This is a genomic window from Streptomyces chengmaiensis, from assembly GCF_029846775.1.
Classification (GTDB): Bacteria; Actinomycetota; Actinomycetes; order Streptomycetales; family Streptomycetaceae; genus Streptomyces; species Streptomyces chengmaiensis.
Window position 1 is genome coordinate 12,576 of the sequence record NZ_JARWBG010000057.1, and the last position, 26,267, is coordinate 38,842.

20 protein-coding genes are annotated in these 26,267 nt (G+C 71.3%); 10 read left to right on the forward strand and 10 right to left on the reverse strand.

The genetic code is table 11. The features are described 5' to 3' along the window. Positions 1-358 precede the first annotated feature (358 nt). Positions 359-4,321: a type VII secretion protein EccCa gene (gene eccCa, locus QCN29_RS30950; protein WP_279932337.1), complete on the forward strand. Its 3,963-nt coding sequence runs from the start codon at positions 359-361 to the stop codon at positions 4,319-4,321. A 66-nt stretch (positions 4,322-4,387) separates the two neighbouring features. Beyond that, on the forward strand, positions 4,388-4,633 hold the full coding sequence (locus QCN29_RS30955) for a DUF397 domain-containing protein (RefSeq protein ID WP_279932338.1): 246 nt from the start codon (positions 4,388-4,390) through the stop codon (positions 4,631-4,633). A 108-nt stretch (positions 4,634-4,741) separates the two neighbouring features. Here the strand turns inward: QCN29_RS30955 and QCN29_RS30960 are convergent, their stop codons facing one another. The 4 genes from QCN29_RS30960 to eccB all read right to left on the reverse strand — a co-directional run bounded on the left by QCN29_RS30960 (position 4,742) and on the right by eccB (position 8,368). After that, positions 4,742-5,035, reverse strand: coding sequence for a WXG100 family type VII secretion target (locus QCN29_RS30960; RefSeq protein ID WP_279932340.1), 294 nt, complete (start codon positions 5,033-5,035; stop codon positions 4,742-4,744). A gap of 41 nt (positions 5,036-5,076) precedes the next feature. Next, complete coding sequence (locus QCN29_RS30965; RefSeq protein WP_279932341.1) at positions 5,077-5,412, reverse strand: WXG100 family type VII secretion target; 336 nt, start codon at positions 5,410-5,412, stop codon at positions 5,077-5,079. A 149-nt stretch (positions 5,413-5,561) separates the two neighbouring features. Further along, the gene (gene mycP, locus QCN29_RS30970) at positions 5,562-6,809 is read right to left on the reverse strand and encodes a type VII secretion-associated serine protease mycosin (protein ID WP_398860313.1); all 1,248 of its coding nucleotides are present in this window, start codon (positions 6,807-6,809) and stop codon (positions 5,562-5,564) included. A gap of 11 nt (positions 6,810-6,820) precedes the next feature. Then, positions 6,821-8,368, reverse strand: coding sequence for a type VII secretion protein EccB (gene eccB, locus QCN29_RS30975; RefSeq protein ID WP_279932342.1), 1,548 nt, complete (start codon positions 8,366-8,368; stop codon positions 6,821-6,823). Positions 8,369-8,587: 219 nt separating this feature from the next. Here eccB and eccE point away from each other — a divergent pair, with 219 nt between their 5' ends. The 8 genes from eccE to QCN29_RS31015 all read left to right on the forward strand — a co-directional run bounded on the left by eccE (position 8,588) and on the right by QCN29_RS31015 (position 20,439). Further along, complete coding sequence (gene eccE / locus QCN29_RS30980; RefSeq protein WP_279932343.1) at positions 8,588-9,919, forward strand: type VII secretion protein EccE; 1,332 nt, start codon at positions 8,588-8,590, stop codon at positions 9,917-9,919. Further along, positions 9,919-10,638: a hypothetical protein gene (locus QCN29_RS30985; protein ID WP_279932344.1), complete on the forward strand. Its 720-nt coding sequence runs from the start codon at positions 9,919-9,921 to the stop codon at positions 10,636-10,638. The genes eccE and QCN29_RS30985 overlap by 1 nt, the downstream gene beginning before the upstream one ends. A gap of 337 nt (positions 10,639-10,975) precedes the next feature. Continuing rightward, entirely contained in the window at positions 10,976-14,506 is a 3,531-nt protein-coding gene (locus QCN29_RS30990; RefSeq protein WP_279932345.1) for an SCO5717 family growth-regulating ATPase, read from the forward strand. Between the two features lie 70 nt (positions 14,507-14,576). After that, a complete protein-coding gene (locus tag QCN29_RS30995; protein ID WP_279932347.1) occupies positions 14,577-16,427 on the forward strand; it encodes an ABC transporter substrate-binding protein in 1,851 nt (616 codons plus the stop codon). A 91-nt stretch (positions 16,428-16,518) separates the two neighbouring features. Continuing rightward, positions 16,519-17,571, forward strand: coding sequence for an ABC transporter permease (locus QCN29_RS31000; RefSeq protein WP_279932349.1), 1,053 nt, complete (start codon positions 16,519-16,521; stop codon positions 17,569-17,571). Next, complete coding sequence (locus tag QCN29_RS31005) at positions 17,568-18,473, forward strand: ABC transporter permease (protein ID WP_279932350.1); 906 nt, start codon at positions 17,568-17,570, stop codon at positions 18,471-18,473. Before QCN29_RS31000 ends, QCN29_RS31005 begins: the two co-directional genes overlap by 4 nt. After that, the gene (locus tag QCN29_RS31010) at positions 18,470-19,486 is read left to right on the forward strand and encodes an ABC transporter ATP-binding protein (RefSeq protein ID WP_279932352.1); all 1,017 of its coding nucleotides are present in this window, start codon (positions 18,470-18,472) and stop codon (positions 19,484-19,486) included. Before QCN29_RS31005 ends, QCN29_RS31010 begins: the two co-directional genes overlap by 4 nt. Then, on the forward strand, positions 19,483-20,439 hold the full coding sequence (locus QCN29_RS31015; protein WP_279932354.1) for an ABC transporter ATP-binding protein: 957 nt from the start codon (positions 19,483-19,485) through the stop codon (positions 20,437-20,439). Before QCN29_RS31010 ends, QCN29_RS31015 begins: the two co-directional genes overlap by 4 nt. A 211-nt stretch (positions 20,440-20,650) precedes the next feature. Here the strand turns inward: QCN29_RS31015 and QCN29_RS31020 are convergent, their stop codons facing one another. From QCN29_RS31020 to infB, 6 genes are all read right to left on the reverse strand, one after another. Next, on the reverse strand, positions 20,651-21,607 hold the full coding sequence (locus tag QCN29_RS31020) for a bifunctional riboflavin kinase/FAD synthetase (protein WP_240139409.1): 957 nt from the start codon (positions 21,605-21,607) through the stop codon (positions 20,651-20,653). Positions 21,608-21,841: 234 nt separating this feature from the next. Further along, on the reverse strand, positions 21,842-22,090 hold the full coding sequence (locus QCN29_RS37220; RefSeq protein WP_398860318.1) for a hypothetical protein: 249 nt from the start codon (positions 22,088-22,090) through the stop codon (positions 21,842-21,844). A 205-nt stretch (positions 22,091-22,295) separates the two neighbouring features. Beyond that, positions 22,296-23,249: a tRNA pseudouridine(55) synthase TruB gene (gene truB / locus QCN29_RS31030; protein ID WP_279932355.1), complete on the reverse strand. Its 954-nt coding sequence runs from the start codon at positions 23,247-23,249 to the stop codon at positions 22,296-22,298. Beyond that, positions 23,246-23,707 (reverse strand): 30S ribosome-binding factor RbfA, encoded by a 462-nt coding sequence (rbfA, locus tag QCN29_RS31035; RefSeq protein ID WP_240139407.1) that lies wholly within the window; start codon positions 23,705-23,707, stop codon positions 23,246-23,248. Before rbfA ends, truB begins: the two co-directional genes overlap by 4 nt. A gap of 75 nt (positions 23,708-23,782) precedes the next feature. Beyond that, positions 23,783-24,076: a DUF503 domain-containing protein gene (locus QCN29_RS31040; RefSeq protein WP_279932356.1), complete on the reverse strand. Its 294-nt coding sequence runs from the start codon at positions 24,074-24,076 to the stop codon at positions 23,783-23,785. 139 nt (positions 24,077-24,215) lie between these two features. Next, a partial coding sequence (gene infB, locus QCN29_RS31045; RefSeq protein WP_279932357.1) for a translation initiation factor IF-2 occupies positions 24,216-26,267 on the reverse strand: 2,052 nt, incomplete at its 5' end.

Consider the following 26,267-nt stretch of genomic DNA (forward strand, 5'->3'; position numbering starts at 1 on the left):
CCATGGTTCGCGGCTGATCCGCCGGCTGATTCGCGGTTGAGCACCCGGGCGGTTTCCCGATCGGTTTCCCGATGGGCTCCCCGGCGGGCTCCGGGCAAGCTCCGGGCGGGCGCCTCGATTTGGTTCGCTTCGATTTGGTTCGCTTCGATTCGATTCGCGGTTGCGCACGCTGCGTGCGGCCTCGCCCTCGGGGCAGTGCGCCGGGACTGCGCGCGCCACCCTACCGGGCGGCGGTGTCACGGGCTGCAAGTAGGATCGCCGTCGCGCGGAGTCGGGTTCCGCCAGCAGAAGACGTCGCGGGGGCGTCGGCGCAGAACCGCCGGACCGCCTTCTGCCGTATTGAGGGATTGATGCTCCGGTGAGCCAGATCGTCGTGAAACGCCCGCCCAGGGCGCTGCCGCCTGAAGTGCCCACGGACGAGCTGACTCTGGAGGCTCCGCCCGAACTGCCGCGGGGTCAGCAGGAGGGCATGCTGATGCAGATCCTCCCGGTGCTCGGCATGGGCTCGTCGGTGGTGTTCTTCTTCTCGCCGCAGGCCCCTCCCTTTATGCGCATCATGGGTGTGCTGATGCTGGTCTCGACGGTCGCGATGGTCGTCGCCCAGGTGGTGCGCTACCGCCGCGGTACGCAGGGGCAAATGGCCGATGTCCGGCGCGACTACCTCAAGTACCTGGCGCAGACGCGGCGGACGGTGCGCAAGACCGCGCGCAGGCAGCGCGATGCGCAGCTGTATCTGCACCCCTCCCCCGAGCAGCTGTGGTCCGTGGTGGCCGAGGGCTCGCGGCTGTGGGAACGGCGCGTGGGGGACGACGACTTCGCCCAGGTGCGCATCGGCCTGGGGGCGCAGCAGCTGGCGACCCCGCTGATAGCCCCGGACACCGCTCCGGTGGACGAGCTGGAGCCGCTGGCGGCCGGTGCTATGCAGCGGTTCCTCGCGGTGCACGGCTCGTTGGACGGGTTGCCGATGGCGGTGTCGCTGCGCGCCTTCTACCACGTGACGGTCTCCGGGGAGCCGGAGTCCGCGCAGTCGGCGGCACGGGCCATGGTCGCGCAGCTGGCGAGCCTGCACTCCCCCGAGGATCTGATGCTCGCGGTGGTGGCGTCGCGCAGCTCGCAGGAGCGCTGGGACTGGACGAAATGGCTGCCGCATACGCAGGTGCCGGGCAAGCTGGACGGCGCGGGCACGAAGCGGCTGTTCGGGGACGACCTGGGCGAGCTGGAGCAGTTGATGCACAGCAGGCTCGACGGCCGCCCGCGCTTCAGCCGTGACGGCTCGCCGGTGCTGGACCAGCCGCATGTGATCGTGGTGCTGGACGGCGGGATGGTGCCTCCGGACTCGCTGTTCGCCGCGGCCGAGGGACTGCAGGGCGTCACCATCGTCGAGGTGGTGCCGGGCGAACTGGAGGAACCGCGCGGCGGTCTGTCGGTCGTGGTGCGGCCGGGACGGCTGCGTCTGGAGTCCGGTGCGGGCGTGGCGTACGAGGGCGTGCCGGACGCCATGTCGCTGCCGGCGGCAGAGGCGCTGGCGCGCCAGCTGGCGCCGCTGCGGATGGGCGGTGGCGACGACGACGAACCGCTGCTGGCGAACCTGGACTTCACGGATCTGCTCAACCTGGGGGACGCGGCCGGCATCGACGTGGCCCGCACCTGGCGGCCGCGGTCGACCGCGGAGCGGCTGCGGGTGCCGATCGGCGTGGGCGAGGACGGCCAGCCGGTGATGCTGGATCTGAAGGAGGCCGCGCAGGAGGGCATGGGCCCGCACGGGCTGTGCGTGGGCGCGACCGGTTCCGGCAAGTCCGAGCTGCTGCGCACCCTGGTGCTGGGGCTCGCGGTCACGCACTCCTCGGAGACGCTGAACTTCGTCCTCGCGGACTTCAAGGGCGGCGCGACGTTCGCGGGCATGTCGCAGATGCCGCATGTGGCGGCGGTCATCACCAACCTGGCCGACGATCTGACGCTGGTCGACCGCATGGGCGACGCGATCCGCGGCGAGTTGCAGCGCCGTCAGGAGCTGCTGCACAAGTCCGGCAACTACGCCAACATCCACGACTACGAGAAGGCGCGGGCGGCGGGCGCCCCGCTGGAGCCGCTGGCGTCGCTTGTGCTGGTGCTTGACGAGTTCTCCGAACTGCTGACGGCCAAGCCGGACTTCATCGACATGTTCATCCAGATCGGCCGTATCGGCCGGTCGCTGGGCGTGCATCTGCTGCTGGCCTCGCAGCGCCTGGAGGAGGGCAAGCTGCGGGGTCTGGACACGTATCTCTCGTACCGGATCGGTCTGCGGACGTTCTCGGCGGCGGAGTCGCGGGCGGCGATCGGCGTGCCGGACGCCTACCATCTGCCGTCGGTGCCCGGCTCGGGGTATCTGAAGTTCGGCACGGAGGAGATGACCCGCTTCAAGGCGGCGTATGTGTCGGGGACGTACCGTACGGGCGGCCCCGAGCTGCCGGTGGGCCAGCTTGCGGTGGAGCGGCGGCCGGTGCTGTTCACGGCGGCGCCGGTGCCGGTGGTGTACGCGGCGCCCGATCCGGCGGCCGCGTCCCGGTCGGCGGCCCACGAGGAGGACGAGGCGCTGGCGGACACGGTGCTCGATGTGATCGTGCGCCGGCTGGAGGGCCAGGGCGTGCCCGCGCACCAGGTGTGGCTCCCGCCGCTGGACACGGCGCCTTCGCTGGACCAGCTGCTGCCGGGGCTGGCCCCGACGCAGGACCGGGGGCTGACGGCGACGGAGTACACGCGTCCGGGTGGTCTCACGGTGCCGCTGGGCCTGATCGACAAGCCGTTCGAGCAGCGGCGTGAGGTGCTGTACCGGGACTTCTCAGGTGCGGCCGGCCACATGATGGTGGTCGGCGGTCCGCAGTCCGGGAAGTCGACGCTGATGCGGACGCTGATCTCGTCCTTCGCGCTCACGCACACCCCGTCCGAGGTGCAGTTCTATGCGCTGGACTTCGGCGGCGGCGGTCTTGCGTCGCTGGCGGACCTGCCGCATGTGGGCGGGGTCGCCTCCCGGCTGGACCCGGAGCGGGTGCGCCGGGCGATCGCCGAGGTGATGGGGGTGCTGAACAAGCGGGAGGAGTTCTTCCGCGCCAACGGGATCGACTCCATCTCCACCTACCGGCGCAAGCGGGCGGCGGGCGAGCTGCCCGGCGAGGCGTGGGGCGATGTCTTCCTGGTCATCGACGGCTGGGGCCCCTTCAAGAACGACTACGAGGGCCTGGACGGCATCGTCGCGGACGTCGCGGCCCGCGGTCTCGGCTACGGCGTCCATGTGGTGATCACCGCGGCGCGCTATATGGAGGTGCGCGCGGCGCTCAAGGACCAGATGCTGGGGCGTCTGGAGCTGCGGCTCGGTGATGTGATGGACTCCGAGTTCGACCGCAAGGTCGCGGCCAACGTCCCCGCGGGCGTGCCGGGGCGCGGCCAGGTTCCGGAGAAGCTGCACTTCATGGCCGCGCTGCCGAGGATCGACGGAAGCAGTTCGGCCATGGACCTCGCGGACGGCTCAGCGGCCTTCGTCGAGGCCGTCAAGAGCGCCTGGGCGGGCCCGCCGGCGCCGCCGATCCGGCTGCTGCCGCGCCGCCTCGGGGCCGACCGGTTGCCCAAGGGCTTCGAGTACCCCCAGCACGGAGTGGCGATCGGCATCGACGAGACGAATCTGGAGCCGGTGTTCGTCGACTTCGAGACGGACCCGTTCTTCCTGGTCTTCGGCGAGAGCGAGTCGGGCAAGACGAATCTGCTGCGGCTGCTCGGCAAGCAGATCTGCGAGCGGTACACGCCTGATGAGGCGCGCATCATGGTCGGCGACTACCGGCGCACGATGCTGGAGGCGGTGCCGTCGTCCCATCTGTTGGAGTACGCACCGATGGCGTCGTCCATGGAAGTCCATATGAACGCGATCAGCTCGCTGATGGAGAAGCGGGCGCCGCAGCCCGACATCACTCCGCAGCAGCTGCGGGACCGCAGTTGGTGGACCGGGCCGCAGCTCTTCGTGATCATCGATGACTACGAGCTGGTGACGACCAACTCCGGCAATCCGCTCTCGGTGCTGGTGGAACATCTGCCGTTCGCGCGGGACGTGGGCATCCGCTTCATCATCGCCCGCAATTCGGCCGGGGCTTCGCGTGCCATGTACGAGCCGGTCATGCAGCGTATGAAGGAGCTGGGCGCCCAGGGCGTGATCATGTCGGGCGATCCTGCCGAGGGCGACATCCTCGGCAATGTCAGGGCGCGTCCGATGCCGCCGGGCCGCGGCACGTTCGTCTCACGCCGGCGCGGCGCCCCGCTGGTGCAGCTGGGTCTGTTGCCGGACCAGCACGGATAGTCGCCGCGCCGGAGTAGGGTGGCTCTGCACCTCGTTCGTCGCACCCTCGGGAGGGGACCCGCGCCAATGGCTGACGCAAGCGAGAAGGAACGCCAGAAGGATGAGCTGTACGCGCTCGACATCTCCGGCGTCGAGTGGCTGAGTGCTCCGGGGACGAGTGAGGACGAGGAGCGGGTCGAGATCGCCCACCTGCCCGGCGGAGCCGTCGCCATGCGTTCCTCGCTGGATCCCGACACGGTGCTGCGGTACACGGAGGCGGAGTGGCAGGCGTTTGTCCTCGGGGCGCGGGACGGGGAGTTCGACCTGCAGTGAGGCCGCCGGCGGCGCCTGGCGGCCCGCCCTGGCCGTGCCATGACGAAGGGGGTTGCCCGCGCTCGCGGGCAACCCCCTTGTGCGTGAGCCGGTACGGCTCAGGGCGTCTCAGTGCATCATGCGGAAGCGGGCGGCGTTGCCCTTGTCCGTGTCCTGGTAGCCGATGACGGACTGGTCCAGCAGGGCGGCGATCTTGGCCAGGTCCTGGTTCAGACCGTCCATGTCCTTGCCGGTGTTGCCCTGGATGGTGGTGTACGCCTCCTTGGTTTCACCGGTCCAGCCCTGGGCGACATGGGCGACATGGCCCATGAGGATGCGCAGCTGCTCGTTGAGGTGCGAGGAGGTGGCGCGGACGTCCCTGGCCGCCTGGGTCACGGTGTCGTAATTGACGGCAGTGGTCATGGTGTGCTCCTAGTGACGAAGTTCAGCGAAGGCGACCGGGATCAGAGGCTGAGGATGGCGCTGCTGCCCTGGGACTTCTCCATCCCCTGGAAGGACTTGATGCGCTCGATCTCCTGGGCGTCGAAGCCGTCGGCGCTCATCTTGACCAGGTTCTCGAGGTTGTCCAGGTCCCGCTGGACATTGCGCAGCTGCTTGTTCAGATCGCTCTGCACAACGTCGTACGCCTGGCTGGCCGCGCCCTTCCAGCCCGCCTGGATGCGGTCGACCACACCGTTCAGCGATGTGATGCGCGCATTGAGCTCCGTCTGGAAGGCATTGATCTTGCGCGCCAGCTCCGTGATCTCAGAACTGGTTACCTTGAGATTTTCGTCCGACATCTTTCCCCTTCTTCCTGCGACAGTGACTGTGACGGAAGCCGAATGGATGCCGCCCCCGTGCTGAACACCAGTGCGCCTGATGTCCAGCGGTCACTCTAGCCAGTTGGAAACTGGTGTTCCAACTGCAAAGCCCCTCAAGGGGGCTTGGCTCAGTGAGCTCTTCTGCGCCGAGTGTCCCGGAGGACCACGGCCGTCCCGGAGATCACCGCCACCAGTACGACGCCGATGCCCAGCACATAGGTTGCATAGCGCTCGCGGCGTTCCTGCGGAGTCTCCGTCATGGCCAGATGGGCCGGTTCGGGCGCGGGCGGCTTGGGCGGGCCGGGGTCGGCCTGCGGGGCCTGAGGCGGATGGGCGGGGTCCGCCTCCAGGGCGCGGACCGGGTCGACGACGCCCCAGCCGACGTAGTCGTCGCGGCCGTTGATGGCGCGTTCGGCGGTCTGCTGGATCTGCGCGACGATCTGATGCGCCTTCCACTCGGGGAACTTGGCCTTCAGCAGTGCGGCGACCCCCGCGACGTACGGGGCCGAGAAGCTGGTGCCGTTGTCGATGCACTGGCCGTTGCCGGGGACGGTGGAGACGACGTCCACGCCCGGGGCGGCGACGCCCACGAACTCTCCCGCCTGGGAGAACGCCGCGCGCTCGTTGTTGCGGTCGGAGGAGGCGACGGCGAGGACACCGGGGAAGGCGGCCGGGTAGGTGTTCTTGAGCTTGCCGTCGAGGCCGTCGTTGCCCGCGGAGGCGACGACCACGATCTCCTTGTCGAGGGCCCGCTGAACGGCCTGGCCGAGCGGGGACTGTGTAGTCAGCGGCTTGGTGGTGTCCTGGGAGATGTTGATGACCTGGGCGCCCTTGGCGATCGCGTGGTCGATCGCCGCGGCCATCGTGCGGTCGTTGCCGCTGTTCTTCTCGTCGTTCTGGCGGATCGGGATGATCGTCGACTCGGGAGCCAGTCCGACGAAGCCGGTTCCCTCCCGTGGGCGGGCGGCGATGATGCCCGCGACCTTGGTGCCATGGCCGACCTCGTCGACGGTGCCGTCGGTCCTGCCGCGCTTGTCGTCGCTCCCGGCTTCCTTGTCGGGCTTGAGCAGATCCTTGCCGGCCGAGGCGTCGACGGCCGCTTTGAGCTGCGGATTGTCGTTGTCCACACCGGTGTCGATGACGGCGACGCGTACGCCTTTGCCCTTGGTGTCCTGCCACAGTTCATCGAGCAGCACCCGCTGAAGCGGCCAGGGGGCGCCCTCGATCTGCTTCTTCATGGGGAAGGTGCATTCGCCGCTGCCGTCGAGGCCGACAGGGCCTGCCTCCCCGGCGAAGGCAGGCGGCGCGGCGCCCAGGCCGCCGCAGAGCGCGGTCGCGGCGGTCAGCAGCGCGGCCTTGCGAAATGGTGCGGGCACGGTTCCCCCTCTTACGAGCCCTGCGGCTGACGTGCGCTGTTGGTGTCCAGCCGCGGCCCCTTGGACAGGAACTCCGACCACACGATCGGCACCAGCGCCGGGGTGACGTTCTCATAGCCGAGCCGCACCTGCGCCTGGCTGGGCTCCGGACGGCCGTCCGACTGCTGCTCCTGGCCGCCGGCCCCGATGTCGGAGCGCTCCGTGCTGCTGTCGCCGTTGGCCTGCACCGCGTACCGCAGCCCGGTGTCCGTGACCAGGAAAAGGGAGCCGTCCGGCTTGGTCTGCTTGCCCTGGACCTGGGTGTACAGCAGGCCCGAGCCGGGGGTGACATAGGTGCTGGTGCCGCCCGCGGTGATCTCCGCAGGGTAGCCGGAGCCGGCCCAGGTGGACAGGGTCGTACGGCCTTTGCCGTCGACCTTGCGCAGCACGCTGCAGACGGTGTCCCGCTCGCCGCCTGCGGAGTTGACCTGCTTGGCCTTCAACTCGGGCCAGCGCAGCCCGTCGCCGAAGACCTCGGTGTCGGGGGTGAAGGAGGCCGCGTCGACGGCGGCAGCCTCGCCCGCCATGTCGAGGTCCGCGGTCTGCGGCGAGTTGATGAGCAGCCAGGCGGTGAAGTCCGAGACGGGCTGCACCTTGCCCGGGAGCACCACATAGTGCTGGGGCCCGGTGCCCGTCGGGGCCTTCAGCACCATGCCGACCCGGTCCTGCGTCCCGGTCAGCCCTCCGCCGGCGCCCGCGCTCCGACCGACCTGGCCGGGTATCCGCGGGAAGTCGATAGGGCTGCCGTCGTGCAGCGTGGCCAGCCAGTCGTCGGTGACCTGCTGCGGCTCCTTGCGCTCGCCGACCAGGGTGCGGGTCAGCACCTCGGCGTCCGCCTCGGCGCCCCGTACGAGATATTTGGTTCCCGAGGCGTCCACCAGATAGCGCGGGGACTCCTTCTGGCCCTGGACATAGAGGACTTCGCCGCCGGTGAGGCGGTTCTTGCCCTCGGTCAGCTTCAGATCGCGGTCCCCGAAGACGAACGCGGCCTTCTGCACGGACCGGCTCTTGCCGCCGCCCGGCTGCTCGCACACCGCCCACCGCTTGTCCTTGTCCGCCTCCTTGGCGCCGGGCAGCCGGTCGGGGGCGTACGGAATGCCGAGGATCGGGCCGCGCGGCGGCTTGCCCGCGTCCAGGATGTCGTCGCTGACCTGGATGACGCCGAACTCCTGGGGGTTGAGCAGCAGCCTGGCCGAGGCGAGGTTCAGCACCGGGTGCAGCAGGGTCTTCTTGTCCTTGCCCTTGCCGGTGGTCAGGACGACATAGCGGGTGGTGGAGTCCTTGCCGACGATGACCTTGGCGCCGGGCTGCGCCCAGTCCTTCGGGGCCTTGGGCTTGAACATGCCGAACGCGCCGAAGCCCGCCAGGACCAGCGCGCCCACGATGAGACCGGGGACCACGGCCCGCAGGGGGCGGGGCGCGCCCTCCTCGGTGCCCGTGGCCGACGGCTGGAGGAATGCCGCCACCGTGCGCTTCTTCGCAAAGGTGTATGCGTTGAGCTCATCCCGCCGTGATGCCATGAGTCCCCATTGGTGAAAAAGGCGCTGTCTCCCCGTGGGGGCCCTGTGGTGAGCACGGTCCCCCGGGCCCTGATTGTCGGACCGGCCCCCTACTATGCCTGTTGATCGATGGCGCTCGTGTGGCGGGTAGGGTGATCCAGCCGCCAAGAGCCTTGCCCGACGGGGGCGGACAGGGGTGATCGGGATGAAGTGGGGCCTTATGAACCGGGGGATGACGCGATGACGGCATCCGCGACGCGGACGCGTCCCGCGCCTCGCAGCACCCGCGGCGCCCGCGGACGGTCGTCCGCGCGGCCGCCCGCACAGACCTCGCCCCAGGGCCCGACGCCGGCTGTGCCGCGGCTCCACGGACGCCCCGGACACTTCGGATCGTTCCGACTGCAACAGCTCGTACTGGTCGAGGTCGCCGCCGCGCTGCTGCTGGCGGCCTGGGTGCTGGACCCGCTGATGCTGGTTCCCGCGGGCGTGGCGGCCGCGGTGCTGGTGCTGCTGGCCGTGGTGCGCAGACACCGGCGCTCGCTGCCGGAATGGCTCGCCACGGTCCTCGCCCTGCGCGCCCGCCGGCGCAGGGCCGCCACCTTCGTGCCCCCGCCGGGCACCGAGCCGGGGCTGGCGCCGATCGTCGAGTGCGACCCGGCGCTGCGGACGTACACCTACAGCGACCGCGACCGGCGCCCGGTCGGGATGATCGGCGACGACACGTTTCTGACCGCGGTGCTCCAGATCGAGTCCGCGGACGGGCCGGCGCTGCGGCAGGACCGGGCCGCCCGGCCACTGCCGATGACGCTGATACGGGATGTGCTGGAGGTCGACGGCATCCGGCTGGAGTCCGCCCAGATCGTGCAGCACACCCAGCCCGCCCCCGCTCCCCATCTGCCGCAGCAGTCGGTGGCCGCGCGCAACTACGGTCCGCTGCAGGCCCAGACGGGCGCGCCGGCCCTGCGCATCACCTGGGTCGCGCTCAAGCTGGACCCCGAGCTGTGCCCCGAGGCGGTGCAGGCGCGCGGCGGCGGCCTCGAAGGCGCGCAGAAGTGCCTTGTGCGGGCCGCGGACCAGCTTGCGAGCAGGCTCACCGGGGCCGGTTTCCGGGCGACGGTGCTGACCGAGGAGGAGCTGACGTCGGCGATGGCCACCTCGTCCTGCGCCAGTCCGCTGGCGATAGCCCAGGCCGGCCGGGCCGAAGCACCCTCGCGGCGCACCCAGGAGACCTCCCGCACCTGGCGCGTCGACGACCGTCGGCACACCACCTACTGGGTGGGCCGCTGGCCGCAACTGGGCGGCGACGGCGCCTCGATGCCGCAGCTCGTCGCACTGCTCACCTCGCTGCCCGCGCTGGCCACCACGTTCAGCCTCACGATCGGGAGCGGCGACCGGCGGGGCGTGACCGTCACCGGCCATATACGGATCACCGGGCGCAGCGACGAGGAACTGGTCGCCGCCCGCCATGAGCTGGAGCGCACCGCACGGGGCGTCAAGACGGGTCTGGTGCGGCTCGACCGTGAGCAGTTGCCCGGGATGCTCGCCACTCTGCCGCTCGGGGGAGCCCGCTGATGACTGTGCCCACTGCCAAGCCGCGGATCGGTTTCGGGCTGATAGGCCCCCGCCGCGAGCGGCATACGCTGCCCGTGGACCAACTGGGCTCGCTGGCGCTGCCGGTGGGGGACGACGGTGTGGTCATCGGCGTCGACGCCGAGGGCAAGCCGTCGGTGCTCGGCGTCAACCGGCCCACCCCGTACGAAGTCACGCTGATCGGCGGCCTGTGGACGGCGCAGGTGCTGGCGCTGCGTGCGGCGGCGACCGGCGCACGGGTCACCGTGGAGACCGGCCGCGGTCCTGCCTGGACCACACTGGCCCAGGCGGCCGGCGGCGGACAGCAGTGCATATCGCTGCACGATGTGGGGCGGGTGCCTCCGCAGGGGCCGTCCGCGGGCAGCCCCGTGGTGGTGATACGCGACTGCGGGATGCGGCCTCCGCGCGGCCGTGTGGTGTCGGCCCCCTGGCAGTCGGTGGTGACGCTGCTGCCGTATCTGAGCCCGGCTGCGCCGCGGTTGATGGCGAAGTCGACGCTTGTCGGCATTCAGCGGGTCTCGCCGGATGAGGCGGCGCAGATCGGACGCATCATGCAGCTGCCGCGGCCCGAGGTCGAGGCGCTGTCCAGCCTGGCCGACGGCGTCACCCTGTGGTGCACGGCGAGGGACCGCCGCTTTGTGATGACCCAGGCGACGGACGCCGAGACCGGACTGCTGGGCAGCGCACGCCGGATGGACTGACCCGCCAGCCGTCGGCCGCCGGCCATAACCGTCGGCCGTCGACCGCGCCGACTGCCGGACGGCCTCCTCACACTCTGCCGAGTGTCTGTCACTCGCGGGCGGACCGGTGCGCGCGGCGTGACGCACGGGACAGTGGAGGAGATGCGACGGCCCTGCCGGAGCGCGCGCGTCGGCGATTAGGGTGGGTCCGGGCGCGGCAGAAAGACCGGGGCGGGATCGAACCCGTGAGCGGTTCTGGCGCGTTGCAAGCGGGGAGAGCCGGGCGGATGCGACATTTTGCCGTTCGCCCCCACCCAATCACGCGGCACAAGGGTGCTCGACCACACCAGGAGGCAAAGTGAACGGCGATCGGGACGACACCCGCGGGGGCTGGAACGTGCCCGTGGACGATCAGTCCGACGCGGATCCCGCCGAGCTGACGGGTGAGTTCACCATCGACTACACCCCGCCCGCCTGGTACACGCAGAACGCGTCGGGAGACGGCTCGGGCGGAGCCGGCGGCACGGGGGCGACGCCTCCGCCGCCGAACGGGGCGCCGGTGGCGGTGCCCGGGCTGCCCGCGGGCAGCGGATTCGAGCCGAACTGGGCGCCGGGGCCGCCGCCGCAGGGGCAGACTCCAACGGAGGGTCAGGCCCCGCAGGGACAGACTCCACCGGAGGGTCAGGCCCCGCACGCTCAGCCCCCGCAGGGCCGGTTTCCGCAGCAGACGCCACCACAGCCTCACCAGCAGATGCCTCAGGGGCCTCAGCTGCCTCAGGCACCTCCTCAGCAGGGACCGGTGCCGCCGTATGCGCAGGCGCAGCCCGGTCAGGGGCCTGCCCCCATACAGCCGCAGGGGCCGCTGCCCGCCGGGACCCAGACGCCGCCGCCCGCACCGGTACAGCCCTCGCCGGTACAGCCCTCGCCGGAAGCCGCCGCGCAGCCGTTCGGGGGTGGCGACGTGGAGAGCGGGATGACGATGCGCTTCTCCCCCGCCGCGCTGAAGCGTGAGTTCGCGGAGCGGGACGCCGCGAAGAAGGCGGCGGAGGAAGCCGCCAGGAGCGGCGCGGACACATCCGGGCCCGCCGAGGGCCGGCAGGGCGAGCAGACCGGGGACCGGCCGGGAGACACCTCTGCGGTGGACGCGGCGGCCTCGGATGCCCCTGGCGCGGACGCGGGCGAAGGCGAGAAGCCCGCGACCGGCGATGCGGCGGCGGACACGCAGGCCGCACAGACCGCACAGCGCGGAGAGACTGACCCGACGACAGCCGCGGAGTCCGGCAAGGGAACCTACGAGGCTTCCGCAGACCTGACCGGCGAGACCGGCGACGCGGACGGGAACGGGAACGAGGACGAGGACGAGGACGAGGACGAGGACGAGCAGCACGGCGGCGCAGCCGAAGAGCCGTCGGGCACTGCTGAGGACGCCTCCAGGAGCGAGGAGTCCGAGTCTGCGGCGGCGGGTGAGCCGCAGTCCCCGGACGCGCAGTCCGGCGAAGCCGCACAGAGCCCGGCCCCCGAGGCCGCACAGCCGTGGGTTCCGACGCCGCAGCCGCAGCCGCAGCCGCAGCCGCAGCAGGACGGGAGCACCGGAGCGCCGCCGCAGCCGCCCGCGTACCAACCGGCTGCTCCCTCCGCCGCACCGCAGTGGCCCGTCCTGGCAGAGCAGCAGCCGCAAGCTCGGCCGCCGGTGCAGGAAGGTCCCGCGGCCACGCCGGCCTGGCCTGCTCAACCCCCTGCCGGGTCCGCACCTGAGGGCGGCGGCTATGGCTTCCCTCCGCCTCCCCGGCAGGATCACCCCGGAGCGCCGGGGGACGCACGGGCACAGGCCACCCCGCTGCCGCCCACCGCGCCGATGCCGCAACAGGGCGGTTACGGGTTCCCGCAACCCGCCCGGCAGGACCAGCCCGGAGCACCGGGGGGGCCGCTGCCCCCCGTCCCGCCGCAGCCCGACCCGCAGGCGCAGCAAGGCGGTTACGGGTTCCCCCAGCCGGGACAGCCGGGCGGTTACGGGTTTCCGCAGCCCGGCCAGCCCGGAGTGCCGGGGACGCCGCTGCCCCCCACCGCGCCGCAGCCCGAACCGCAGCCGCAGCCGCAGCCACAGCCACAGCAAGGCGGTTACGGATTCCCCCAGCCCGGCCAGCACCCAGGCCAGCCCGGCCAGCACCCCGGCCAGCCCGGCGGGCCCGATCAGCCGCCCGGCGACCCGAGGACCAGCGGGGCTTGGCCGACGGCCGTGACCCACGACCAGCGGGAGCGTTCCGTGCCGGGCGCGCCGCTCGGCTACACGGCCGCTGTCGAGCTCTCCTCCGACCGCCTGCTGCGCAACGCGAAGCAGAAAGCCAAGAGCAGCCGTAATCCGGCGGCCTCGTCGCGATTCAAGTTCGGCGCCCGGAAGGAGGAGGCCGAGCGTCAGCGCAAGCTGGAGCTGATCCGCACCCCGGTGCTGTCCTGCTACCGGATCGCGGTCATCAGCCTCAAGGGCGGTGTCGGCAAGACCACGACGACGACCGCTCTCGGCGCGACGCTGGCCACCGAGCGGCAGGACAAGATCCTGGCGATCGACGCCAACCCGGACGCCGGCACGCTCGGCCGACGGGTGCGGCGGGAGACCGGGGCGACCATCCGCGACCTGGTGCAGGCGATCCCGTACCTCAACTCGTACATGGACATCCGCCGGTTCACCTCGCAGGCTCCGTCCGGTCTGGAGATCCTCGCCAACGACGTGGACCCGGCCGTCTCGACGACGTTCAACGACGAGGACTACCGCCGGGCGATCGAGGTCCTGGGCCGGCAGTACCCGGTGATCCTGACCGACTCCGGCACCGGACTGCTCTACAGCGCGATGCGCGGAGTGCTGGATCTGGCGGATCAGCTGATCATCATCTCGACCCCCTCGGTGGACGGCGCGAGCAGTGCGTCGACCACGCTGGACTGGCTGTCCGCTCACGGCTACGCGGACTTGGTGCAGCGGTCGATCACGGTGATCTCCGGAGTCCGCGAGACCGGCAAGATGATCAAGGTCGAGGACATCGTGCAGCACTTCCAGACCCGCTGCCGAGGTGTGGTCGTGGTGCCGTTCGACGAGCATCTCGCGGCAGGCGCCGAGGTGGACCTGGACATGATGCGTCCGAAGACCCGTGAGGCGTACTTCAACCTCGCGGCGCTGATCGCAGAGGACTTCGTACGCGCCCAGCAGCAGCAAGGGCTATGGATGTCGGACGGCAATCCACCGCCCCAGGCCGCCCCGCCGATGCCGGGCCATCAGGGGCCGGGGCAGGCGCCGGGCCAGCCCCAGTGGCATGGCCAGCCCGGACAGGCCATGCCGGGCCAGCCGCCCCAGCCGATGCCCGGACAGCCCTACCCGCCCCAACACCCCGGACAGCCACCCCAACACCCGGCACCCGGACAGCCCGGACAGCAGGCACCCGGACAGCCGCAGCAGCAGCCGTACGGAGGGCAGCCGCCCCAGCAGCCGTACCCGCCGCAGGGCTGGCAGCAGCCGCCCGCACAGGGCCAGCCCGGACAGCCTGGACAGGTCATGCCGGGCCAGCCGCCCCAGCCGATGCCCGGACAGCCCTACCCGCCCCAACACCCGGCACCCGGACAGCAGGCACCCGGACAGCCCGAAGCACCGGGCCAGGCGCCGCCTGCGGACTGGCAGCAGCAGCCGCCCCANAGGCACCCGGACAGCCCGAAGCACCGGGCCAGGCGCCGCCTGCGGACTGGCAGCAGCAGCCGCCCCAGGCCCCGCCGCCACCTCCGCCGCAGCAACAGCAGTAAACGCCGCATTTCCCGGCCCACGACGGCCCGCACCGGCACCGGTGCGGGCCGTCGTCGTGCCCCCGGCGCACACACGAGCTCCACACAGGCTGTAATGCATCGTTGACGCAGTGCGACACCGCTGGTAGACCTGCGCTTCACCAGCACACGCGAGCGAGGACGTGAGGTCGCCTGCCATGACCGTCAAGACTCCGCACCGCACCACCCGCCGCCGTACCCGGCTGATCCTCGCCTGCGCGATGCTGACGGCTTCGGCTCTCGTCCCTCAGGCCACGGCGGCGGCCGACGGCACGGACGACGACAAGCGCGACGGGCACACCGTGCTGACGGTCGCCGTCTCGCAGAGTGTGGACTCCCTCAGCCCGTTCCTGGCACAGCGGCTGGTGAGCACCAGCATCCACCGGCTCGCCTATGAGTTCCTCACCAACTACGACGTCGAGGACGCCCGCCCCGTCCCCGGTCTGGCCACCGACTGGAGGCCTTCCGCGGACAAGCTGACCTGGACGTACACCATCCGCAAGGACTCCACCTGGTCGGACGGCAGACCGGTGACCGCCGAGGACGCCGCGTGGACGTTCAACACGATGATGGAGAACGAGGACGCGGCCACCGCCAACGGAAGCTTCACCGCCAACTTCAAGCGGGTCACCGCGCCGGACTCCCATACGCTGGTCATCGAACTGAAGAAGCCCCAGGCCACCATGACCGCGCTCGACGTCCCCATCGTGCCCCGGCACATCTGGGAGAACGTCACCGACTTCTCGTCCTTCAACAACGACAAGCGGTTCCCGATCGTCGGCAACGGCCCGTTCGTCATCACGGACTTCAAGGTCGACCAGTACGTCAGACTCAAGCCGAACAAGAACTTCTGGCGTGGCACGCCGCGCTTCGACGAACTGCTGCTGAAGTACTACAAGGACGGCGACGCGGCAGTGGCCGCCCTCCGCAAGGGCGAGGTGTCGTTCGTGCAGGGACTCACCCCGGCCCAGGCCGCCGCCCTGGAGAAGGAAGCCGACATCGCGGTGAACGACGCGCCGGGCCGCCGCTTCTACGCACTCGCCGTCAACCCCGGGGCGCGCGCGAAGGACGGCACGCGGTTCGGCGACGGCCATCCCGCGCTGCTCGACCCGGCCGTGCGCAAGGCCCTGTTCCATGCCGTCGACCGCAGCGCCGTCGTCGACAAGGTCTTCCAGGGGCACGCCGTGAAAGGCGAGGGCTATATTCCGCCACGCTTCTCGCCGTACTTCTGGAAGCCGTCGCCGAGCCAGGAGATCAATTACGACCCGGCCGAGGCCGCCCGGCTCCTCGACGGCGCCGGCTACCGCAGGAACGCCGAGGGAAAGCGCGTCGGCGAGGACGGCCGCCCGCTCGACTTCCGCATCCTGTGCCATGCCACCGACCCCAACGACAAGGCGGTCGCCAAGTACTTCCAGGAGTGGTGGGGCAAGCTGGGCATCGGGCTCACGGTCGAATGCCTCGACAATGTCTCCGACCCCTGGCTCAGGGGCGACTACGACCTGGCCTTCGACGGCTGGTCCGTCAACCCGGACCCGGACTTCGTGCTGGCCATCCACACCTGCGACGCGCTCCCGGCCACCCCCGGGGACACCGGTTCGACCGACAACTTCATCTGCGACAAACGCTATGACGAGCTGTATGCGCGGCAGGCCGTCGAGTACGACCCCGCCAAACGGGCCGAGCTGGTGAAGCAGATGCAGTCGAGGCTGTACGACACGGGCCTGATGAACGTCCTCGCCTATCCGAACGCCGTCGAGGCGTACCGCACCGACCACATCGAGTCGATCACCACGATGCCGGCGGGCGCCGGCAACCTCTGGGGCCAGGACGGCTACTGGAGCTGGTGGTCCGCGGTGCCCGCGTCCGGCGCGCCCGTCTCGGCGGACACCGCGGACGAGGGCTCCTCAGCCGAGGTGTTCATCGGCGTGGCGGCCGCCGCCGTGGTCGCCGCCGGGGCCGGGGTGTACATGGCCCGGCGCCGCCGCGCGGCGTCCGACGACCGCGAGTAGCAGACGACCCCGAGCAGCCGATGACGCCGAGCAGAGCGACGTGCCTGAGCGATCCCACCCACCTGAGCGCACCGACGACCGTGAGCGAACGATGACCGCGACCACCACACCGGCCAAGGCCGTACCGCCCGCCGACGGGCTTCCGCCCGCCGGCCGGGGCGGCGGCGTCCGCGCCTATCTGCGCTATGTGGCGGGCCGGCTCGCGGGGGCCGCCGTATCGCTGCTCGCCGTTCTCGTCACCGGCTTCTTCCTCTTCCGGATCGTGCCCGGCGACCCGGTGCGGGCCATGACGCACGGCCGTCCCACCTCCGCCGAGCAGCTGGCCGCTCTGCGCCGTCAGTTCGGGCTCGACCAGCCGCTGTGGCAGCAGTTCGCCGACTACTGCGGCAAGGCGCTGACCGGCGATCTCGGCATGTCGTACCAGTTCCACGCGCCCGTCGGGGAGCTGATCGTCCAGAAGCTGCCGGCGACGCTGCTGCTGACCGGCACCGCCGTGGTGGTCTACTCGGCGCTCGGCCTCTGGCTCGGCACCCGTTCCGCGTGGCGGCACGGCAGCCCGGGCGACCGCCTCACCACGGGGGTGGCGCTCACTCTCTGGTCCGTGCCGTCGTTCTGGCTCGGCCTGTTGCTGATCATCACCTTCGCGGTGGGTGCGGGGCCCGTTCCCGGGATGTTCCCCACCGGCGGCATGGAGTCCGGCGATGCGACGGGGCTCGCGTACATCGCCGACGTCGCCCACCACATGGTGCTGCCGGTCCTCACCCTCGTCGCCGTCGGCTATGCGCAGACGCTGCTGGTGATGCGGTCCTCGCTGCTGGACGAGATGGGCGGCGACTATCTCACCACGGCGCGGGCCAAGGGGCTGCGGGACGACGCCGTACGCCGCAGGCACGCCGTCCCCAACGCGCTGCTGCCCACGGTCACCATGGTCTTCATCAATCTGGGCCATGTGGCGGCGGGTTCCATCCTCGTGGAGACGGTGTTCTCCTGGCCGGGGCTCGGGGGGCTGTTCTACCAGGCGCTCAGCGTGCCCGATCTGCCGCTGGTGCAGGGCCTGTTCATGGTGTTCGCCGGGGCGATGATCCTGATGAACCTGCTCGCCGATCTGCTGTATCCGCTGCTCGACCCCCGGGTGGGCCGATGACGACGACCGACTCCTCCCCCACCTCCCTCAGCTGGGCACGCCGCAGGCACTCGGCCGCCCGCTTCTGGCGGGCGTACCGCACCCGTCGCGCGGGTCTGGCGGGTCTTGCCGCGCTGGCGCTCATCGCCCTGGTCGCGCTGGCCGCACCGCTGCTGGTCGGCTCGGATGTGCAGAGCGTGACGCGTGCGCCGGGCGGGCCGCTTGAGTCGCCCAGCGCCGAGTTCCCCCTCGGCACCGACCAGTTCGGGCGCTCCCTGCTCGGGCTGCTGGTCTGGGGAGCGAGGATCTCGCTGACCGTGGGGCTGCTCGCGGCGGCGCTGTCCGTCGCCATCGGCACACTCGTCGGCATCCTCGCGGGCCACTACGGAGGATGGTTCTCCGCCCTCGCCATGCGGGTCACGGACTGGTTTCTGGTGATGCCGACGCTGGTGCTGGCGATCGTGCTGGCGACGGTGATGTCCCGCAGCGTCTGGACGGTGATCGTGGCGATCGGGGTGACCAGCTGGCCGACGACGGCGCGGCTGGTGCGGGCGCAGACCATCGCGGTCGAGTCCCGCCCGTACATCGAACGCGCCCGCGCCCTCGGCGGCGGCCACAGCCACGTCATGAGCCGCCATGTGCTGCCCAACGTGATGCCGCTCGTCCTGGCGCAGACCACGCTGTGCATCTCCAGCGCCATCCTCACCGAGGCCACGCTCGCCTTCCTCGGGCTGGGCGACCCGACCGTCGTTTCCTGGGGCGGCATGCTCCAGGACGCGCGCGAGGCGGGCGCGGTCTCCGCCGGCCACTGGTGGTATCTGGCCCCGCCCGGCATCGCAGTCGCCGTCGTCGCGCTCAGCTTCACACTGTGCGGCCGGGCGATCGAATCCGTACTCAACCCGAGGCTGGGAGCTGCCGGATGAGCGACGTGACACTGCTCGAAGTGCGGGACCTCCATGTCGTGTACGGGACCGGGGAGGCCGCAGTGCCGGCCGTACGCGGCGTCGACCTCCGCCTCCCCGCGGGCCGGAAGCTGGGGCTCGCCGGAGAGTCGGGGTGCGGGAAGTCGACGCTCGCCCTCGCCCTGCTGCGGCTGCTGCCGCGCACCGCCCGGCTCAGCGGGCAGATCCTGCTGGACGGCGAGGACGTGCTCACCATGCGGTGGGGGCGGCTGCGGGCCGTGCGCTGGGCGGGGGCGTCGATCGTCTTCCAGGGGGCCATGCACTCCCTCAACGCGGTGCAGCGGATCGGGGAGCAGATCGCCGAACCGCTGCTGGTGCACCGCCGGGCGTCGGCCGCGGGGGCCCGGGCGCGCGCCGGGGAACTGCTGGAGCAGGTGGGGCTGCCCGCCTCGCGTGCCGCCGCGTATCCGCACGAGCTGTCCGGCGGCCAGCGGCAGCGGGTGATGATCGCGATGGCGCTGGCCTGCGGCCCTCGGCTGATCATCGCGGACGAGCCGACCACGGCCCTCGATGTGATGATCCAGGCTCAGATCCTGCGGCTGATCGAACAGCTCGTCTCGGAGCAGGACATCGGGCTGCTGATGATCAGTCATGATCTGGCGGTGCTCGCCGACACCTGCGACCGGCTGGCTGTGATGTACGCGGGGCGGGTGGTCGAGGAGGGGCCGGCACAGCAGGTGTACGGGGCGGCACGACATCCGTACGGGCGTGCCCTGGCCGCCGCCTTCCCCCGGATCGGGGACGCGGGGTCGCGGCGCGCGCCGCGAGGGCTGCCCGGCGATCCGCCCGACCCCTCCTCGCTGCCCTCCGGGTGCGCCTTCCGTCCCCGGTGCCCCGACGCGGTGGAGGCATGCGCCGCCGCCGAACCGGTGCTGGCCGCCGCCGAACCGGTGCTGGCCGAGGCCGCGATGGAGCATCGGGCCGCCTGTGTGCATGTCGTGCCGGCCCCCGCGAGCGTCAGGAGTCCTTCATGAGCACACGGCCGCCCGTGCTGTCGGCGGAGGAACTGCGGGTGGTCTTCCCCGGGCGGCGGGGCGCACCGTCCGCGCGCGCCGTCGACGGAGTGGACCTCGCCATCGGCGCGGGCGAGATCGTGGCGCTCGTCGGCGAGTCCGGCTGCGGCAAGAGCACTCTGGCGCGGGCGCTGCTCGGGCTGGTGGAGCCGACCTCGGGCGTCGTCTCCTTCGGCGGGAGACCGCTGTCGTACGGGACGCGGGCGCTGAAGGAGTACCGGCGGCGGGTGCAGCTCGTGCTGCAGGACCCGAGCGGTTCGCTCAACCCCCGGCACACGGTGTACGAGGCCGTGGCCGAGGGACTGCGCATCCACGGCCGCGGCGGGGACGAGCGGGCCGCGGTGGCCGACGCCCTCGCGCAGGCGGGGCTGCGCCCGCCGGAGCGGTTCTTCCTGCGCTATCCGCACGAACTGTCCGGCGGCCAGCGGCAGCGGGTCGTCATCGCCGGCGCGCTGGTCCTCCGGCCCGAGGTGATCATCGCGGACGAGCCGGTGGCGTCCCTGGACGCATCCGTGCGCGGGGAGATCCTCGCGCTGCTGCTGCGGCTGCGGGAGGAGCTGGGGGTGGCGGCTCTGGTGGTGACGCACGACCTGGGGCTGGCGTGGAACATCGCGGACCGGGTGGCGGTGATGTATCTGGGGCGGATCGTGGAGTCGGGCCCGGTGGAGGACGTCCTGACGGATGCGCGGCACCCGTACACCCGGGCGCTGCTGTCCGTACTGCCGGAGTCCGCCGAGCCGCCCGCGATCCTCACGGGCGAACCCCCGGACCCCTCCCGCATCCCGCAGGGCTGCCGCTTCCACATCCGATGCCCTTCCCTGACCTCGGGCGAGGCGGCGGGGGCGGGGGTCGCGGAGCGCTGCCGGACGGAGGAGCCGGAACTGCTGGGGGGTGTGGCCTGTCATCTGCGGTGAGGGGCTCGGGGGTGCGGGTGCGGTTTGTCCTGGGACCCTCAACGGAGGCCGGCGCACGGGCTTCAGCCCGACCCCGGCAGCTGCGGGGGTGCGGGGGTGCGGGGGCCACACCCTCAGGGGTGGGCGGTCGGGCGCGAAAGCGGCCCCGGAACCCGCGAGGGGGCCGGTATGCCGGAGGACACCCGCGACATACCGGCGGACACCCCCGGGCTCACGCTTCGGCGTCGTACTCCGCCGTCAGGGTCCGGCACTGCTTAACGTCGTCCGCGATCGCCGCCAGCAGCGCCTCGATGGAGTCGAACTTCTTCTGCCCCCGCACATACGCCAGGAAGTCCACCGCCACATGCAGCCCGTACAGATCGAGGCCCACGCGGTCGATCGCGTATGCCTCCACTGTGCGCTCCGTGCCGTCGAACTGCGGGTTCGTGCCGACGGAGATCGCTGCGGGCATCCGCTCCCCCGCCGCCGTCAGCCAGCCCGCGTACACCCCGTCCGCCGGGATCGCGGTGTGCGGCAAGGTCTCGACGTTCGCCGTCGGGTAGCCCAGCTCGCGGCCGCGCTGGGCGCCGCGTACGACGACGCCCTCGACGCGGTGGGGCCGGCCGAGGATCTCCGCCGCCCCCTCGATGTCGCCCTCGGCGACGAGACGGCGGGTGAGGGTGGAGGAGAACGGCTCGCCGCCGCCCGCCTCGCCGCTCACATAGAGGTCGACGACCTCCACCTCGTAGTCGTACGTCACGCCCAGCTCCGCGAGATAGGCGACATTGCCCGCCGCCCGGTGTCCGAAGCGGAAGTTGGGGCCCTCGATGACGGCGCGCGCGTGCAGCTTGTCGACGAGCACCTTCACCGTGAAGTCCGCCGGCGACAGCTTGGAGAACTCCGCGGTGAAGGGCAGGATCAGCACCGCGTCCACGCCGAGCTCCGCCATCAGCTCGGCGCGCCGGTGGTGCGGAGCCAGCAGCGGCGGATGGCTGCCGGGGCGGACGACCTCGCTGGGGTGGGGGTCGAAGGTGACCACGACGGACGGGACGCCGAGCTCCCGCGCCCGCTCCACGGCCCGCCCGATGATCAGCTGGTGCCCGCGGTGCACTCCGTCGTAGGAGCCGATGGTGACGACGCTGCGCCCCCAGTCCTGGGGGATGTCCTCCAAGCCACGCCAGCGCTGCACTGTGACCGCTCCTCGTCCGCCTGTTCGCCGATTACGCAGGTCTAAGAGTGCCATGCCCCAGCTTCCCGGTTCGCATCGCCTGTGGACAAGCGAGCGTGCCGCCGCCCGGCATCTCCAGCATGCGCCGTGCGCGGGCCCGACGACCGCGGCCCACTGCTCCGGCTCCCCGCCGGCCAACCACGGACAAGCCGGGCGGAACCGGGCACCTCACGGGCGAGCTCGACCAGTCGGCGGTCAAAGCAGCCGCGCCTTCGGGGGTGCGTACCGGCAGCATGCCGACACGGCGGACGAGGGCTCTCGTGTGTTCACCGGCCCACTGCCCGGCGCGAGGGCGGCGGCCCGCAGCAGCTCCCCCAGGGGTCCCCGCCGGGCCTCTGCTGCCCGTGTGGCGCACAGCGGGAGCGCGAATCCGGCGGCCGCCCGCCCGGCCTCGAGGGCGGCGCCCACGACCGCGAGCACCGCACCCGTGTCCGCGTCGAGCACGGGCCCTCCGGCGGCTTCCCGGCCGAGCCGCAGCGCATGATCAGCAGGAGAAGTCCGTGTGCCAAAAGCGCCCCGTGTGCTCCGGTGGTTCACTCCGAGCGCCTGCCCGTTGGGGTGAAAAGGGCTGCTGTGACGGATAGACCACCTGCGGAGGGGGATCGTGGAGCGGGCGACGGTGCAGACGCCCGCTCCACGATGAACCGGCTCAGCCGAAGACGGCCAGGCTCTTCGCCTTGCCCTTGTGCTCCTCGACCAGCGCCAGGAAGCGCCCGTCGGGTGCGAACGCGGCCACGGGCGAGGAGGGCTGCGGCGGCATGTCGATCCGTACGCCGTTCAGCAGCAGCCTGGCGTGCTTCTCCGACACGTTCCAGCGGGGGAAGGCGCGGTCCGCCGCCTCGGCGATCGGCATCACCGTCAGCTCCTGCTGGAGCTGGTCGAGCGTCTTCGCCGCGTCCAGGCCGTACGGGCCGACGCGGGTGCGGCGCAGCGCCGTGAGATGGCCGCCGACGCCGAGGTCGGCGCCGAGGTCGCGGGCGAGGGCGCGGATGTACGTGCCCGAGGAGCAGACCACCGACACCACCAGGTCGACGACCGGCGTGCCTCCCCCGGCGTCTTCGGCCCGGGGGGACCCCGAGGCGACCGCCTCCCGGACGTCGTACACCCGGAACGAGGAGACGGTCACCGGGCGGGCGGGGATGTCGAAGTCCTCGCCGCCGCGCACGCGTGCGTAGGACCGCTTGCCGTCGATCTTGATGGCGCTGACCTTGGACGGCACCTGCATGATGTCGCCGGTCAGCTTGGCGACGGCGGCGTCGATGGCCTCCCGGGTGATCCCGGAGGCGTCGGCGCAGGTGGTGATCTCGCCTTCGGCGTCGTCCGTGACGGTGTTCTGGCCGAGCCTGATGGTGCCCAGGTACTCCTTCTCGGTCAGCGCGAGATGGCCGAGCAGCTTGGTGGCCCGCTCGACCCCGAGCACCAGGACGCCGGTGGCCATGGGGTCGAGCGTGCCGGCGTGCCCGACGCGGCGGGTCCTGGCGATGCCGCGCATCTTCGCCACCACGTCGTGCGAGGTGAAGCCGGTCGGCTTGTCCACGATGACCAGGCCGTCCTGGGGGCCCCGCCGGCCGTCGGCCGGCGGGGTCTTGCTGTGCTGTGTCATGACGCGGCCGCGTCCTCGTTTCCGCTCTCGCCCTCGTCGTCCTGCTTGCGGTACGGGTCGGCGTCACCCGCGTAGTCCGCGCCGGAGGACGCCTCCCGCACCTTGGCGTCGGAGGCCCGCGCCTTGTCGAGGAGGTCCTCGATCGTGCGGGCGTTCTCCGGCAGGGCGTCCGCGACGAAGGTGAGGGTCGGGGTGAACTTGGTGCCGGCCGCGGCGCCGACGGCGGAGCGCAGGATGCCCTTGGCGCTCTGCAGTCCGGCCGCGGCGCTGGCGCGGTCCTCGTCGTCGCCGTAGACCGTGTAGAAGACCGTGGCCTCCCGCAGGTCGCCGGTGACCCGGGTGTCCGTGATGGTCACATGCGATCCCAGCCGCGGGTCCTTGATGCCGCGCTGCAGCTTCTCGGCGACCACTTCGCGGATGAGGTCCGCCAGCTTCTTCGCCCGCGCGTTGTCGGCCACTGGTCCTTCTCCTTCTTTGCCTTGCTTTTCGTGCCTTCGGGACCGCTCACGTCTGCGTCGGTCTTTGTGAACGCCTCAGTCCTCGTCACTGTGCAGCCTGCGTCTGACCGACAGCAGCTCCACCTCGGGCCGACCGGCGACAAGGCGCTCACACCGGTCCAGCACTTCCGTGAGGCGCCCCGTGTCCCCCGAGACCACCGCGACGCCGATCTCGGCCCTGCGGTGGAGGTTCTGTCCGCCGGTCTCCGCCGCGCTCACGGAGAACTTCCGCTGGAGCTCGGCGACGATCGGACGGACCACGGAGCGTTTCTCCTTCAGCGACCGTACGTCGCCGAGGAGCAGATCGAAGGACAGCGTCCCCACATACATGTGATGCCCGGATGTCCCGCCGGTTCGGGGTCATGGACGCCTGCCAGCGCTTGGCAGGGACACCAAGAACCGTACACGCAACGGCCGGGGCCGATCGACGGAAATATCCCGCCGACCGGCCCCGAACCGGCTGCTCGCGTCAGCCGCGAGGCTTCTCGCGCATCTCGTACGTCGCGATGACGTCGTCGACCTTGATGTCGTTGAAGTTTCCGAGGTTGATACCGCCCTCGAAGCCTTCGCGGATCTCGGTGACGTCGTCCTTGAAGCGACGCAGACCCTCGATGGTGAGGTTCTCCGCGACGACCTTGCCGTCGCGGATGAGCCGGGCCTTGGTGTTGCGTCGGACCTCGCCGGAACGGATGAGGACACCCGCGATGTTGCCCAGCTTGGACGAGCGGAAGACCTCGCGGATCTCCGCCGTGCCCAGCTCGACCTCTTCGTACTCCGGCTTGAGCATGCCCTTGAGGGCCGCCTCGATCTCCTCGATGGCCTGGTAGATCACCGAGTAGTACCGGACGTCGACGCCCTCGCGCTCCGCCATCTGCGCGGCCCGGCCGGCCGCGCGGACGTTGAAGCCGATGACGATGGCGTCGGAGCCCATCGCCAGGTCGATGTCGGACTCGGTGACCGCGCCGACGCCGCGGTGCAGCACCCGGATGTCCACCTCTTCGCCGACGTCGAGTTGGAGCAGCGAGGACTCGAGAGCCTCCACCGAACCGGACGCGTCGCCCTTGATGATGAGGTTGAGTTCCTGGATCTGACCGGCCTTGAGCACCTTGTCCAGGTCCTCGAGGGACACCCGGCGGGTGCGCTTGGCGAAGTTCGCGTTGCGCTCGCGCGCCGCGCGCTTCTCGGCGATCTGACGGGCCGTGCGGTCCTCGTCGACGACCAGGAAGTTGTCGCCGGCGCCCGGGACGTTGGTGAGACCCAGGACCAGGACGGGGGTCGACGGACCCGCTTCCTCGACGTTGTTGCCCTTGTCGTCGAGCATGGCGCGGACGCGGCCGTAGGCGTCGCCGACGACCATCGTGTCGCCGACCCTCAGGGTGCCGCGCTGGACCAGGACGGTCGCCACGGCGCCGCGGCCGCGGTCGAGGTGGGACTCGATCGCGATGCCCTGCGCGTCCTGCACGGGGTTGGCCCGCAGGTCGAGCGAGGCGTCCGCGGTGAGGACCACGGCCTCCAGCAGGGAGTCGATGTTGAGACCCTGCTTGGCGGAGATGTCGACGAACATGGTGTCGCCGCCGTACTCCTCGGCCACCAGGCCGTACTCGGTCAGCTGACCGCGCACCTTGGTCGGGTCCGCGCCCTCGACGTCGATCTTGTTGACCGCGACCACGATCGGCACCTCGGCCGCCTTGGCGTGGTTCAGCGCCTCGATCGTCTGGGGCATCACACCGTCGTTGGCCGCCACCACGAGGATCGCGATGTCGGTCGACTTCGCACCGCGGGCACGCATGGCGGTGAACGCCTCGTGACCCGGGGTGTCGATGAAGGTGATCTTGCGGTCCTCGCCGTTGACCTCGGTCGCGGCCTGGTACGCACCGATGTGCTGCGTGATGCCGCCGGCCTCGCCCGCGATGACGTTCGTCTTGCGGATCGCGTCCAGCAGTCGGGTCTTTCCGTGGTCGACGTGACCCATGACGGTCACCACCGGCGGACGCGAGACCAGGGCCTCCTCGCCGCCTTCGTCCTCGCCGAACTCGATGTCGAAGGACTCGAGAAGCTCTCGGTCCTCCTCCTCCGGGCTGACGATCTGGACGGTGTAGTTCATCTCCGAGCCCAGGAGCTCCAGGGTCTCGTCGGAGACGGACTGGGTCGCGGTGACCATCTCGCCGAGGTTCATCATGACCGCGACGAGCGACGCCGGGTTGGCGTTGATCTTCTCCGCGAAGTCGGTGAGGGACGCACCGCGCGACAGGCGAATGGACTCGCCGTTGCCGCGAGGCAGCATCACACCGCCGACCGACGGGGCCTGCATGGCCTCGTACTCCTGGCGCCGCTGCCGCTTCGACTTGCGGCCACGGCGCGCCGGGCCGCCGGGACGGCCGAAGGCGCCCTGGGTGCCGCCGCGGCCGCCGGGGCCACCCGGACGTCCGCCGAAGCCGGGACGGCCACCGCCGCCGCCGAAGCCGCCGCCACCGGGGCCTCCGCCGGGACGACCGGCGAAGCCGGGACGACCGCCGCCGCC

Excerpts from the sequence above, each read along its gene's own strand:
- QCN29_RS30955 (WP_279932338.1), top strand. The coding sequence starts at position 4,388 with ATGGCTGACGCAAGCGAGAAGGAACGCCAGAAGGATGAGCTGTACGCG.
- QCN29_RS30960 (WP_279932340.1), bottom strand. The coding sequence starts at position 5,035 with ATGACCACTGCCGTCAATTACGACACCGTGACCCAGGCGGCCAGGGAC.
- QCN29_RS30965 (WP_279932341.1), bottom strand. The coding sequence starts at position 5,412 with ATGTCGGACGAAAATCTCAAGGTAACCAGTTCTGAGATCACGGAGCTG.
- eccB (WP_279932342.1), bottom strand. The coding sequence starts at position 8,368 with ATGGCATCACGGCGGGATGAGCTCAACGCATACACCTTTGCGAAGAAG.
- eccE (WP_279932343.1), top strand. The coding sequence starts at position 8,588 with ATGACGGCATCCGCGACGCGGACGCGTCCCGCGCCTCGCAGCACCCGC.
- QCN29_RS30985 (WP_279932344.1), top strand. The coding sequence starts at position 9,919 with ATGACTGTGCCCACTGCCAAGCCGCGGATCGGTTTCGGGCTGATAGGC.
- QCN29_RS30995 (WP_279932347.1), top strand. The coding sequence starts at position 14,577 with ATGACCGTCAAGACTCCGCACCGCACCACCCGCCGCCGTACCCGGCTG.
- QCN29_RS31000 (WP_279932349.1), top strand. The coding sequence starts at position 16,519 with ATGACCGCGACCACCACACCGGCCAAGGCCGTACCGCCCGCCGACGGG.
- QCN29_RS31005 (WP_279932350.1), top strand. The coding sequence starts at position 17,568 with ATGACGACGACCGACTCCTCCCCCACCTCCCTCAGCTGGGCACGCCGC.
- QCN29_RS31010 (WP_279932352.1), top strand. The coding sequence starts at position 18,470 with ATGAGCGACGTGACACTGCTCGAAGTGCGGGACCTCCATGTCGTGTAC.
- QCN29_RS31015 (WP_279932354.1), top strand. The coding sequence starts at position 19,483 with ATGAGCACACGGCCGCCCGTGCTGTCGGCGGAGGAACTGCGGGTGGTC.
- truB (WP_279932355.1), bottom strand. The coding sequence starts at position 23,249 with ATGACACAGCACAGCAAGACCCCGCCGGCCGACGGCCGGCGGGGCCCC.
- QCN29_RS31040 (WP_279932356.1), bottom strand. The coding sequence starts at position 24,076 with ATGTATGTGGGGACGCTGTCCTTCGATCTGCTCCTCGGCGACGTACGG.